This window comes from Roseofilum sp. (assembly GCF_982964205.1).
The window spans coordinates 22,366-35,350 of sequence record NZ_CEZBFX010000047.1; the positions used below are offsets into that span (position 1 = coordinate 22,366).

Here is a 12,985-nt window from a genome sequence, read left to right on the forward strand (position 1 = left end):
AGAGTACAAGCTTAGAGATCTCTACATCAGAGATCCTTGTTTATCATGATGTCACCCAAAGTTAAATGACTGCTGAATGGATGCAGATGCAGAAGGGAATTCAGGATCAGCTACCATAAGTTTAGACCAATCTCAGTGTATCTTATCGGGTCTAGAAGCTTTTCACCCTCACTCATCCATTGCTATTCCTATGCTAGAGCAACAACCCAAGTCCAATACCCCAACTCAGAAATTATCTCCTCCCTGGTTCCAAGATCCTCTCCATCCCAATGATTCAGGATTGTTTCTTTCTGAAGCTGTTTTTAACCGCACGCTCGTGCTACTTCCTATGGTAGGGTACACGGTCTTGGGTTTAACAGTAATTAATACGGTTATTCTGTTTATTCCTTTCCAACCCTTCAATCCGGTTTGGGTATTGGAGACGATGGGACATTTGGTTGAGGGATGCTGGTTTCCTTTACTGGGATTGGTGTGTGTTCTTTATGGTCGCTGGGGTTATGTGGATCGTTGGGAGTTAAGGTTATGGTGTTTTTTGTCTCGGATGATGTTGTTGGTGGGTTTGGGTTATTTATTGATGGTTCCTGTGGGAATTCGTCAAACTTGGAAAATCGAGGGGATGAACCAGGCTCAGTTACAGTCCCAAATGGTTGAACACAATCAGGTTTTTGCCGATGCTCAGGAGCATCTTCAACAAAGCCAATCCATCGAAGATTTAAATGAATTAAGGGTTTGGATGTTTCCGAATCGGGTCTTACCTATCCGTGATAATCCCCAAGAGTTGAAGAAACAATTGCAGCAGGAATTGGCACAAACCCAACGGGCATGGGAAGGGCAATTGAGAAGTCAGAGGAGGGCACAACGGTTGACGCTGATGAAAAAGTCGGTTAAGTGGAATTTGGGAGCAATTGTAGGAGGCGTGGCGTTTTTGTTGCTTTGGAATAAGACTCGTTGGAGCCGTCATGTGCGGTTACGTTGAAATGGGTAATGGGTGTAAAACAATGATTTGTAGGAGCAAAAAATTTTTCACCCCTACAGTTGATGAAATTGTTTAAAGACCCCTCCAAGTGTTTTGGAAATCTAGATCGTGCCAGCGATCAAATTTCGTTTCGCTTCGCGATCGCATCATCTCTACAAAGTCCTCTGAGCCGATCGCTTGTTCGACGGGCCAAACCCCTGGTTTTTTCAGTTTTCCCTGCCAAATCCACTCAGCTAAGGTTCCTGTGCCCCACCCGGCAGCGATCGCCGTATGGGGATGATAAAATCGGCTTTGATATTGGGCCTGTTTGCCCTGGCGCTCTCCTTCCACTTCGACAATCATGACAATACCGACACTAGAGAAGCGATCGCTAATTTGCGTCATGCGATAACTAATTTGCGAGAGTCCTTCAATGACCCAAGGATGATTAATCCAAGATTGAGGTAATTTAGTCATCAGAGCCGTTAAACGGTTGTAAATATCGGGTGCAGAGCCGAATTTAGTAATCACATTCTGTACGGGGAAACTTTCCGCTAATGTCCAAGCTTCGGGGACATCGTACCAATAGACTCCCAGGCGATCGAATGGGGAGCCAAAGTCGATAATTTGGCGATCGCTGTAGGGGGCGATCGTTTGCCATTGTCCCCCTATCCAGGCTAAAAACGGATGTTGCAGGCCTAAAAATGTTGTTCGCATCACCGTTATCCCTGCGCCTCCAGACCCTCCTACGGCATAATACAGGCGAATCGTTTCTACTCGATCGAATGGGTCTACTGCTTGCCGTACCATGCTATTAGAAATGCCCGGAAAAACCCCCGTATTTACAATGGCAGTAATTCCCGCTTCTTGAGCTGCGGGGGCTAATGCCAATGCTTTTTGGGTAAACGAGCGATGATCGCTAACATCCAGATAATCCACCCCTTGTTCAATACAACCCTTGAGAACCCTAGCGTCCCGATGGTGAAACGGCCCAGCACAATGAATCACCAGTTGACTTTCGGCGATCGCCTCTTGGAGCTGCTCCCGGTTCCCTAAATCAAGAGCCAAAAATTGCCCCATGAAATCCCAATCATGCCTCGGACGCTGACGACCTGTAACTACAATCTTTGCCCCCATGCGCCCTTGTAAATCTTGGGCCACATGATGACCAATTCTTCCGGTTCCTCCCACAATTAAGATTTGATCTTTAGCCAACGTCTTTACCTCAATTCGTTATGAAATCCTGACTCTTTCCCAAGAAATGGTTTTAACTATGATAAGATACTGGGTTGGCATAAGGCTTAACCATCTTAACCGTTTTCAGCCTAAAAAACAGAAAACCGATAGACTCAAATGGGGGTAAAGCAATTGAATGAGACGCTTATATAGGCTATTCAAGGAAAGTATGGAATCCCGTTTTCTTGCATTGCCTTTTGCCTTTCGCCTCTTGCCTCCTTCCTTGACTGGTTACCCTTCGCGTCTACCCTATCTTAAATTGAATTATGACCGATCAAATTCGCTTTTTAATGTGTGATCCTGAACACTATGACGTGGATTATGTCATTAATCCTTGGATGGAAGGCAATATTCACAAATCCTCTCGCTCTATAGCAGTAGAACAGTGGAACAAACTTCACCATATTATTAAAGAACATGCCATCGTAGAATTAGTAAAACCGGAACAGGGATGGCCGGATATGGTGTTTACTGCTAATGCAGGTTTAGTACTGGGTAAGACGGTTGTTCTCAGCCGATTTTATCACCCTGAACGACAAGGAGAAGAACCTCATTTTAAGACCTGGTTTGAATCTCAAGGATTCACGGTGCATGAATTACCGAAAGATGTACCTTTTGAAGGGGCAGGCGATGCTTTATTTGACCGGGAAGGAAGATGGTTGTGGGCTGGGTATGGATTTCGGTCTGAACTCGATGCTCATCCGGCGATCGCCGAATGGTTAGATGTAGAAGTTCTCTCCTTACGCTTAATGGATGAGCGCTTCTACCATCTCGATACCTGTTTCTGTCCCTTAAGCGGTGGCTATCTGCTCTACTACCCACCTGCCTTTGATGGATATTCTAATCGCCTCATTGAAATGCGGGTTCCGGCGGAAAAACGGATTGCCATTAGTGAACCCGATGCCGTTACTTTTGCTTGCAATGCGGTCAATATTAACGATATTGTCATTCTCAATAAAGCCAGTCAAGATTTAAGAAATCGCTTAGAAACTTCTGGTTTCCGAGTCATTGAAACCCCATTAACGGAATTTTTGAAAGCTGGGGGCGCGTCGAAATGTCTCACCCTGCGAATTACCGAACCGGTACGCACAGAACTCCACGCTACCACGCAAATTGATACCCGTACCATTCACATGGTTGGCCATTTACTCGATGCAGGATTAATGAACCGGGCGTTAGATTTGATTGTGGATGGTGGCGGTAGCTTCAAGGTTCTGAACTTCAATTTGGGCGAACAACGGCAAAGTCCCTCCGAAGCCGATGTGAAAGTGTCTGCTCCTTCGGCTGAGGTCCTCGATGATATTATGTCCCAGTTGATTGATTTGGGCGCAATACCCGCCTCTGAAGACGAGGAAGAATCGCGACGCGAACCGGTTCCTCAACCCGGAACTGCACCAGATGATTTCTATGTCAGTACCATTTATCCCACAGAAGTGCGGATTCAGGGCACTTGGGTGAAGGTACAAAAACAACGCATGGATGCTTCGATCGCCGTTACCTATACAGAGGAAGGACCAGTAGCTCAATGTAAATTAATACGAGATCTGGCGATCGGTGAAGATGTAATTGTCGGTACTCGCGGCATTCGCACACTGCATAAGGTGGAAACCCGGGATCAAAAAGCACCTCAAGAGTTTAGCTTTATGAGTGGTGGAGTCTCCAGCGAGCGCCGCGTAGAATTAATGGTTGAGCAGGTGGCTTGGGAGTTGCGCCATATTCGCGATCAAGGCGGTAAAGTGGTGGTGACGGCTGGCCCGGTGGTTATTCATACTGGTGGCGGACAGCACTTAGCGACACTGATCCGGGAAGGCTATGTACAAGTGCTATTGGGTGGAAATGCGATCGCCGTCCATGATATCGAACAAGCACTGATGGGAACGTCCTTGGGTGTGGATATGAATCAAGGCGTAGCCGTACAAGGAGGGCATCGTCATCATCTGAAGGTGATTAATAAGATTCGTCGCTGTGGGAGCATCGCCCAAGCAGTAGAATCTGGAGTATTAACCAAAGGGGTGATGTACGAATGTGTCCAGAATCAAGTGCCCTTTGTCTTGGCCGGTTCCATCCGCGATGATGGTCCCTTACCCGATACCCAAATGGATATGATCGCGGCTCAACAAGAATATGCCCAACTCCTACAAGGTGCGGATATGGTGCTGATGCTCTCCTCGATGCTCCATTCCATCGGTGTCGGCAATATGACTCCTGCGGGTGTAAAAATGGTTTGTGTGGATATTAGTCCAGCCGTTGTAACCAAATTAAGCGATCGCGGTTCCTTAGAATCGATCGGTGTAGTTACCGATGTCGGCTTATTCCTGAGTCTGCTCGTGAACCAACTCCATAAACTAACCACCGTTTATCAAACCGTTTCGTAGCCTAAGAACCAGGGGAATGGGGGATAGGAAGCTATTACTCCTCCCCATCCCCCATTCTCCTCTTACTCCTTCATGACCCTATTGCCATCGATCAATAAATTGCTACAATTTGAGGAACAACTGCCCATTCATTGTCATTAAGACTTTCAATCAACATGGCATCCCAACAGGTTCCCCAAGAAGTCGTCGATCAAGTCGCTGAATATTTCAGTATTCTCTCAGAACCGATGCGCTTAAAGCTTTTAAACTTATTGCGCGATCGCGAGCATTGTGTACAAGAATTGGTCGAAGCCACCCAAACCAGCCAAGCGAACGTCTCCAAGCACCTCAAACTGATGTTACAAGCAGGAATTCTGAAACGACGATCGGAAGGAACGTCCGCTTACTATAGCGTTAAAGACGAATTAATCTTTGAACTGTGTAATTTAGTCTGCGATCGCATCGCCAGTCGAATTGAACAGCAAGCCCGTCACTTCCGAAGTTTTAGTATGACGGGCAAACAACTGATCTCCTAGAGGGCAAACTCTTGGTCATAGACTGCGCGAGTCATGGGTTGCTGAATTTCCAAGCCTCCCCCCCCTAAATACTCCAAGGGTTCACCTTCGACAGACAGCCAAACTTGAGCATCTCGGTCTAAACTGGTGGCTGTATACAAAATTTGCCCTAATCGTCCCATCATCGAGGCGCTGCCGCCTCCTGTAGTAAATTCCTGGGAAAAATTCAGGTGGATACCATCGGATTTTTGCTCTAAACTTAACACCGTTGTGCCTGGGGGAATCGTACTCGACATTTCCGGGTCGGCAGGAGCTTCTAAAACCGTTTTCAAGGCCAGGGTCAACTGCTCTTCGGATGACCCAATTGTTTTTATCTGCACAGGTGTAGAGACTAATTCTAAACTATTCCCAGTATCTTTAAGCCAATAAGCTTGAGGGATATTGTTTTCCGACGGGATAGGTTTGACTTCTTCTAGGATCGAAGATGAACTGTTAGGAGCCTGCATAGAATTAATCATCCACCAGGCTGTACCCCCTCCAGACCCTAGAATTAAGGCTGATAGTCCGACGACTAAGCCAATATGAATACCGCGATTTTGTTTGGGTTGTTCCATGATTACCGTCCTTATTGAGTTGCGCGATGTTGAATACACGAGGGAATAGGTAATAGGGAATAGGGAATAGGAAATAGGGTAAACCAGGTTTTCCCTTCTGCCCATTACCAACATATGATATGGATCGAGGTCTACTCCTCTAAATCAGGATTGTCTGAAGGCTCAAAGGGCTGGATTCTAAGAAATCCAGCGATTTCCAGTTGACCTGGAGTAATATGCATCTGCAATAGGCGCAGGATTACGGAATTTGATTCGAGGGTCCGGAGGTCAACTTGTTCGCGAATTCCCCGTTGAATCAGGTTTGTGACTAAGGGAGGAACCGGTTCTTGATTGACGGTGACCTCCAGATCGACGAGTTCTAAAGCCCACCCTTTTATGATAGTGACACCGGATTCAACAGCAAGGTTGAGTTCAAAGGGTTGGGAGGAGGATTCGGTATCCGAGTCGGGGATTTGCTGAAGTTGGACTTGAATCCGTATCCGGTTGTCTAAAAAGGTAATTTCTGGGTTAACGATATGATAGCGCTCCAGTTGGGTTACTGCCAGGCGAGGGAGGGAAGAAATTCCCAGTTGACGCAGAAAGTCACTCATTTGGGGTGAGTTTAACCACTCATTGAGCGCTGTATCCGTGAAGCCAATGTTAATTCCCGCTTGTAAGGGCTGCTCTAGGAAAGAAACGCTGGGGCTATTTCTCAAATCGTCCAGATTTAAATCAATGGCATCGGTTTCTATTTCTAGTTTAGCCATTTGTAAGTCGTCAGTGAGCCAAATCCCTCTGCCAGCAATTCTGACCCGTTCCGCTTGACCTTGTAGCAGTCGATGAACGGGAGCATTATCGACTCGCACCTGCCAAGTTTCTGCCCTATCAAAGGTAGATTTAAGCAGAGATTGGGTGATTTGATCGACAAATAGTCCAGAAGGCGATCCCACTAGGAATAAACTCGATAAGATAAGGGTTAGGCCTTCCATGACTGCATCTTCAGTAAGAGGTTCCTTGATGTTATACAATGCTATAACAGAGTTTTATCACGGTCTTGATGAAAACTTTAGATTGGACTCGAATTCTTCGGAATGCGGTGATTACAGCATTTTTAGCTTATGGATCGATGAGTTTTTGGACTCAAGCCCACTGGTCTATGTTAGCTTGGGGAGCAGCGATCGGAGGATTAGTGGAGTTGGGGTTTCAAGCAGGACGCGATCGCTAAAAACAGCCTAATCCTTAAGTAACAAAGGTTCAATTAAATCTAGAATTTTATCTAACCGATAATTGTGAGCGAGTTCACCAATCTGATCTTTAATTTCTACTTCAGATTCAGGTAATTCATCCAGCAGCTCTAGCACTTTTTGATCGTCGGCTTCACAACAGGCTTTATGCATTTTTCCCAGCCAAGCCACCGATATAGACTGCATGAATTCTCTCAATTTTTCCCAAGAGTCCACAGAACTCCGAACAAAATGGTTACTGGGTTTTTGTTCTTGCTTTTCTTTTTCCGTATTAAGTTGTATCTCAGCACTTTCTTCCAGCTTTTGGAAGGGTAGAATAACGGTTGCTGTTGTGCCTATATCAACTTGGCTCTCAAGTTTAATTTGACCGCCCATTTGCTTAACTAATTTCTGGCAGATGGGTAAACCTAATCCCATTCCTTCTTGAAACTCTCCTGTCTTAACATGACGTGAAAAAGGTTCAAATAAATGCTCTAGCTCTTCTGGTTTAATCCCACAGCCTGTATCTTTAATTTTCCATGTTATCCAATGGACTGTATTTGGATTGAAATTCAAATAATCAGGAATATTTTGAGAGAGCCGATCGACTCTCTCCCGATCTAATAGAGTGACCTGGATCGCGATCTCACCTTCGGAGGTGAATTTGGCTGCATTGTCTAACAAATATTTAAGAATTGTTTGTAAAGGATAAGCCTCGATTTGAATCCAGGCAGGAACTTCTGAATCCACTGTGCAAATTAGGGACACATTTTGAAAAGATAATTGACTGTCAAACGTACCCACCAGTTCATGAATTATATCATTTATCGCTACAACACTCAGGTATGTCGATGTATCTTTCTCCTCTTCATTACAGATGGAGATAACATTATTTATCAATTCCAAAAGCTTATAACCACCACTATAAATTCCTTCAATTAGATGGTTTTGCTTGTCCGAAAAATCCCGCTCTTCACGTAAGATTTGGCTGAATCCTAAAATGCTATTTAAGGGAGTTCGTAATTCATGACTCATTTGACTAATAAACTCACTTTTAACTTGATTCGCTTTTTCGGCTACTTCATTGGCTGTTTTGAGTTGATCTATATTAACTTTTAGCTGTTCATTAATTAACTCTAATTCCTGAAATGATTGATTGAGTTTTTGTGTCATTACATTAAAGCTCATTGCCAGTGTGCCAATTTCATCTTTACTCAATACCGGTATATTAAAATTCAAGTTTCCTTGAGAAATTCTTATTGCTGCTTCGGATATTTCGGCAATAGGTTTTACTAATCTGCGGGAAATAATATAGATCATTGTTAGAATTATGACCAGAAAAAGACAGCCAATCATAAGGATTTGGCGAGCCAAGTTTTCCGCTAAATTAAACGCTTGCTTTTGAGAAATTTCAGCAACTAAACCCATATTTTTATCTTCCAGCCACCGATAAAAGCCTAGGACTGGAACATCTTCATGGTTAATATATAATCCGGTTCCATTTTGACCTTCAAGAACAGAGTCAATAGCTAGGCTACGAATCGGCCGATCTTGATTTTCATCACCTAAGTTTAGGGAATTGACAAATGTATTTTTTCCACCAATACGACTAATCAAGTAAATCTGATTATCCTGGTCATAATCTTTGCTATTGTGAAGAACTTTATCGACTTCACCCAAGTCTAGTTCTATGGAAATATAAGCAAGTTTCTGATTATCTCTATAAATTGGAGTGACAAAAGTAATTGCTTTATTTTGAGTCAGAACAGAATTATAAAAGATGGGGTTGATGGGATCTTCTCGGTTCGTTACATAAGTGGTTAAATCTCCTAATGGCTGGTAGGTTTTTTCTAGAAAAGGATTAGTTGAGATAAGGACAATACCTTGATTACTTACAATAGAAGCAATTTTTATATTGGATTTAATATCGGTGACTTTAATTAAGATATCTTTAATCTGTTTATGAATGATATCTTGAGAGAGACTGGGATCGGAGTTGGAATTTAAAAAAATATCGATTCGATCAATAATTTCTGGGATTTGGGCCAATAAAAATGCATCTTCCAACTGTAGTAAAAACCATTGGTTAATTTCGTTTTCTTTGATCGAAACAGCTAATCTAAGCTGATTGATCATGGATTGTTTGAGGGAAGAATGAGCTAGGATATAAGCGCTAGCTGCAACAAGAACCAGAATTAAAAACGAGAGACTCGAATAATAAATAGCGAGTTTTTTAAGCAGACTTTTTTTAAAGAAACGAATCATAATGACAAGGTTAAAGATGCATTATTCGTGAATGGACAGAAAAAGTGATGTTATTTTTAAATCTTTAAGACTTCACTGGATTAAGGTTAAAGTTGTTCTAAAAAGTTGATGAATGGTTGCCAATTATCATCCACCATAATGGGGTTCCATATGGCTTCGATCGCTGGTCTCAACAGATCGACTTGTGGATTAGCCTTTTGCAGACGATCGTCAATTTCAGCTAGTTTTTCTTCGCCGTTTCGACCTAATACCCTATGATACAAGATTTTCCAAGCCTGCCAAATTGAACTAGGGCCAGCGCTAGACCAGTTGGGAATTTCATCCATATGTTTTGACCAAATGGGATCGAAGCGATCGCGCAGACCCATAAAAAATTGAGGGTATCCGTTCTGAGTATCTTTGAGTAATTTTAGGGTTAACTCGACTAACTCCTGGGCTTCTTTTTCTTCCATTTGATCGCGATCTAAGCCTAACCGACGTAACATGAGTTGCTGGTAAGCCGGTTCATAATGAACCTTAAACTGTTCTAAACTCTCTTGCATAGCAGTTTTGGGGATCGCTTTAGCCAGAGCGACACTGAGCAGTTCTAAATTGAGTTGACAAATCAGAGGTTGATTCCCATAACTGTAGCGTCCAGAATAATCGAAAGAAGCGGCTGTAAAATTAGGATCGTAATGGGGAATAAAAGCATAGGGCCCATAGTCAAAACTTTCACCGGTAATCGACATATTATCGGTATTTAAAACCCCATGACAAAAACCTGCGGCCATCCATTGAGCGGCTAATTGGGCGACTCGTTGCACCAATTGATCGTAAAATCGGATGTAGCGATCGCGTGCAGATTCAGGCTGCACTAGAGGGAAGAGCGCTGGATAATAGGTTTCAATGACATGATCTAAGAGTTTGATGATTAAATCCGATCGCTCGAAATACCGCAGCCGTTCAAATGTACCAAAGCGGATATGGGAGCGACTCCAGCGTACCATCACGCACGATCGCGCCGGAGACGGTTCATCGGATCGCCATAATGACTCTCCCGTTTCGATCAGACTCAAACAACGAGAAGTCCTTACCCCTAACCGATGCAGCATTTCTCCGGCTAATATTTCCCGTACTCCCCCCTTGAGCGTCAACCGTCCATCTGCCCCCCTGGAATAGGGAGTCATGCCCGATCCTTTTGTGCCAAAATCATATAATTGGCCATCAACTGCTCGCACCTGGCCATACAAAAACCCCCGACCATCGCCTAACCAGGGGTTGTATTCTCCAAATTGATAGCCATGATATTTGAGCGCTAAACAAGGGCGATCGCTTTCAAATTTGCCAAAAAAGTCGATAAAATGGCGATCGCTCACTTGCTGGGGATTGAGTCCCATTTGCACAAGCAGATCGTTATTTCGCCATCGCAGAATATGTTGAGGAAATTGAGCTGCTGCCACGGGATCGTAATAATCATCCCCTAAGTTTTCTAGGGCACTTTCGGTGTTTAAACTCTCAAAAGGATTCGTCTCTACCGTGTCACTCATCACTTGTCCTGATTATGTCCCTCTCCTATTCTGACTCAGAAGAGGCATCTTCTGCTTGTCCCAAACGACGAATATTGAGGACATCGCTCATATTGCGAATTTGAGTAAACACAGATTCAAGTTGGGGGCGATCGCGAATTTCCATCCCTAAATTGATCGTTGCAGGTTTCCCGGGTGTAGTGTTCACATCCACGTTACGCACATTAATCCCTTGATCGCTTAACCGAGAGAGAATATCCTTGAGAATGCCTACCCGGTCAATGGTTTGGATTTGCACTTGCACAATATAGGTCATAGCAGTCGGAGTTCTTTTCTGGTTTTTACCGTTCCAACTGATCGGGATCAGGCGATCTCCTTCCACATTTTCCACATTTTGACAGCCTTGGCGATGAACAGAAATTCCTCGTCCCCGAGTAACCACTCCAATAATCAATTCTCCCGGAATAGGATTACAGCATCCAGCCAGATAATAAAGCAAGCCTTCAATCCCCACAATGGGAGAACTGTGCTCCCCACCAGAAGACTGAGGTGCAGAAGACGACGACGGAATCACCGCCTCACCTTTGAGTCCTTCTTTACACTCCGGTTCTAAGGGTTGAGTGGCGCGAATCGCATCTCGCAGACGGTTCACGACCAAGTTTAAGGTCAGCTCACCATAACCCAAAGCAGCGAGTAAATCATCAACAGCGTGATAATTACAGCGTTCTACAACCCATTGCATAGGTTGGGATTTGAGTAGAGCTTCAAACCCAGATTTACCCATTTCTTTTTCCAGCAGTTCCCGCCCTCTGGCAACATTTTCTTCTCGATGCGATCGCTTGTACCATTGCCGAATTCGGTTCCGCGCTCCTGCGGTTTTGACAAAATTGAGCCAATCTAAGCTAGGATGGCTATTTTTTTGCGTCAAAATTTCCACAATATCCCCATTTTTCAACATCGTATTCAACGGAACCATCCGGCCATTGACCCTAGCACCCGAGCAATGATTGCCCACTTCCGAGTGAATTCGATAGGCAAAATCAACCGTTGACGATCCCGAAGTCAGGGAGAGAACATCCCCACGGGGAGTGAAGACATAGACATCATCTTCAAATAAATTATCTTTGATATTCTCTAAGTATTCCTGAGCATCTTTGAGATCGTTTTGCCAATCGAGCAGTTGACGTAACCAAGTAAACTTTTCATCGGTATCGGTCATGTCGCCATAGTTCGATCCGGCTTCCTTGTATTTCCAATGGGCAGCAATCCCATATTCTGCCACTTGATGCATTTCCTGGGTACGGATTTGCACCTCTAAAGGCCGACCAGTGGGCCCAATCACGCCCGTATGCAAGGATTGATAGCGATTTGGTTTCGGCAGACCAATATAGTCCTTAAATCGACCTGGGATCGGCCGGAAGGAGTCATGAACGATCGCTAATGCCCGATAGCATTGATCGTTATTTCCAGTAATTATACGAATTCCAGCAATATCAAAAATTTCGTGAAACTCCTTTTGCTGCTTGTGCATTTTGCGATAAATGCCATACAGATGTTTAGGACGACCCGTAATTTCTACAGTGGCAATCCCAATCTGTTCCATCCGAATCTCTAGAATTTCAATCACATTCTTCAGGTGTGTTTCCCGGTCTATCCGCTTTTCGGCTACTAGGGATTGCACGTCCCGATAGTAGGTGGGTTCTAAATACTTAAATGCAAGGTCTTCGAGTTCCCATTTTATGCGCCCGATTCCCAAGCGATTAGCTAAAGGAGCAAAGATTTCACGGGTTTCTAAGGCGATCGTCCGTTGTTTATCCTCCTTCATAAATTCTAGGGTTCTCATATTATGAAGTCGGTCGGCTAACTTGACCACAATCACCCGAATATCTTGGGCCATAGCCAAAAACATCCGCCGAAAGTTTTCTGCTTGGCGTTCGGTTTTACTAGAAAATTTGAACTTAGAGAGTTTGGTTACTCCTTCGACCAGTTGCCGGACTTCTGAACCAAAGCGCTCTTCCAACTCTTCTGGGGTTACCTCTGTATCTTCCACCACATCATGGAGAAAACCGGCGGCAATCATGGGGGCACTGCCTCCGAGTTCGCGCAATAATCCCGCGACTGCAACCGGGTGAGAAATATAGGCCTCTCCTGATTTTCGATATTGTCCTTTATGGAGTTGATAAGCAAATTCAAAGGCTTCCCGAATTAAGCGCCGATCTTCTGGCAATTCAGGGGGAGGAATCGATTCAGCGAGGACTTGCTCTGGGTTTAAACAAGCAGTTAACCACTGGTGACAAAGGGTGATTCGGGATCGAAGGGAACGGTATTTTTATTGGCAG

At 44.3% G+C, this 12,985-nt stretch carries 10 protein-coding genes; 4 read left to right on the forward strand and 6 right to left on the reverse strand.

Annotation, left to right across the window (positions count from 1 at the left end; translation table 11 throughout):
- Positions 1–190 precede the first annotated feature (190 nt).
- On the forward strand, positions 191–976 hold the full coding sequence (gene hpsJ-A / locus AC3A14_RS13270; RefSeq protein WP_318731643.1) for an HpsJ-like protein, cyanoexosortase A-associated: 786 nt from the start codon (positions 191–193) through the stop codon (positions 974–976).
- A 72-nt stretch (positions 977–1,048) separates the two neighbouring features.
- Here the strand turns inward: hpsJ-A and AC3A14_RS13275 are convergent, their stop codons facing one another.
- Complete coding sequence (locus AC3A14_RS13275; protein ID WP_318731642.1) at positions 1,049–2,170, reverse strand: saccharopine dehydrogenase family protein; 1,122 nt, start codon at positions 2,168–2,170, stop codon at positions 1,049–1,051.
- A gap of 287 nt (positions 2,171–2,457) precedes the next feature.
- On the opposite strand from AC3A14_RS13275, the gene argZ reads away from it, so the two are divergent.
- Together argZ and AC3A14_RS13285 are read left to right on the forward strand one after the other, a co-directional pair.
- Positions 2,458–4,566, forward strand: a complete 2,109-nt coding sequence (argZ, locus tag AC3A14_RS13280; RefSeq protein WP_318731641.1) for a bifunctional arginine dihydrolase/ornithine cyclodeaminase — start codon at positions 2,458–2,460, stop codon at positions 4,564–4,566.
- A gap of 155 nt (positions 4,567–4,721) precedes the next feature.
- Positions 4,722–5,081 carry an ArsR/SmtB family transcription factor gene (locus AC3A14_RS13285; protein WP_271944434.1) on the forward strand — a complete coding sequence of 120 codons (360 nt, stop codon included), beginning with the start codon at positions 4,722–4,724 and terminating at the stop codon, positions 5,079–5,081.
- On the opposite strand, the gene AC3A14_RS13290 is transcribed toward AC3A14_RS13285, so the two are convergent.
- The gene (locus tag AC3A14_RS13290) at positions 5,078–5,674 is read right to left on the reverse strand and encodes a GerMN domain-containing protein (RefSeq protein ID WP_318698982.1); all 597 of its coding nucleotides are present in this window, start codon (positions 5,672–5,674) and stop codon (positions 5,078–5,080) included. The two genes, AC3A14_RS13285 and AC3A14_RS13290, sit on opposite strands and share 4 nt — an antisense overlap.
- 131 nt (positions 5,675–5,805) lie before the next feature.
- A complete protein-coding gene (locus AC3A14_RS13295) occupies positions 5,806–6,642 on the reverse strand; it encodes an LmeA family phospholipid-binding protein (RefSeq protein ID WP_318731640.1) in 837 nt (278 codons plus the stop codon).
- Positions 6,643–6,707: 65 nt separating this feature from the next.
- On the opposite strand from AC3A14_RS13295, the gene AC3A14_RS13300 reads away from it, so the two are divergent.
- On the forward strand, positions 6,708–6,878 hold the full coding sequence (locus AC3A14_RS13300; protein WP_318720142.1) for a hypothetical protein: 171 nt from the start codon (positions 6,708–6,710) through the stop codon (positions 6,876–6,878).
- 7 nt (positions 6,879–6,885) lie between these two features.
- Here AC3A14_RS13300 and AC3A14_RS13305 read toward each other — a convergent pair whose 3' ends face one another.
- The 3 genes from AC3A14_RS13305 to AC3A14_RS13315 all read right to left on the reverse strand — a co-directional run bounded on the left by AC3A14_RS13305 (position 6,886) and on the right by AC3A14_RS13315 (position 12,951).
- Entirely contained in the window at positions 6,886–9,141 is a 2,256-nt protein-coding gene (locus tag AC3A14_RS13305; protein WP_318698985.1) for a sensor histidine kinase, read from the reverse strand.
- Between the two features lie 86 nt (positions 9,142–9,227).
- Positions 9,228–10,667, reverse strand: a complete 1,440-nt coding sequence (locus AC3A14_RS13310; protein WP_318731639.1) for a protein adenylyltransferase SelO — start codon at positions 10,665–10,667, stop codon at positions 9,228–9,230.
- Between the two features lie 25 nt (positions 10,668–10,692).
- Complete coding sequence (locus AC3A14_RS13315) at positions 10,693–12,951, reverse strand: RelA/SpoT family protein (RefSeq protein ID WP_487779023.1); 2,259 nt, start codon at positions 12,949–12,951, stop codon at positions 10,693–10,695.
- Positions 12,952–12,985 lie beyond the last annotated feature (34 nt).

What these genes read in the sequence shown, in the direction of transcription:
- hpsJ-A (WP_318731643.1), top strand. Translation starts at nt 191, where the DNA reads ATGCTAGAGCAACAACCCAAGTCCAATACCCCAACTCAGAAATTATCT.
- argZ (WP_318731641.1), top strand. Translation starts at nt 2,458, where the DNA reads ATGACCGATCAAATTCGCTTTTTAATGTGTGATCCTGAACACTATGAC.
- AC3A14_RS13285 (WP_271944434.1), top strand. Translation starts at nt 4,722, where the DNA reads ATGGCATCCCAACAGGTTCCCCAAGAAGTCGTCGATCAAGTCGCTGAA.
- AC3A14_RS13290 (WP_318698982.1), bottom strand. Translation starts at nt 5,674, where the DNA reads ATGGAACAACCCAAACAAAATCGCGGTATTCATATTGGCTTAGTCGTC.
- AC3A14_RS13295 (WP_318731640.1), bottom strand. Translation starts at nt 6,642, where the DNA reads ATGGAAGGCCTAACCCTTATCTTATCGAGTTTATTCCTAGTGGGATCG.
- AC3A14_RS13305 (WP_318698985.1), bottom strand. Translation starts at nt 9,141, where the DNA reads ATGATTCGTTTCTTTAAAAAAAGTCTGCTTAAAAAACTCGCTATTTAT.
- AC3A14_RS13310 (WP_318731639.1), bottom strand. Translation starts at nt 10,667, where the DNA reads ATGAGTGACACGGTAGAGACGAATCCTTTTGAGAGTTTAAACACCGAA.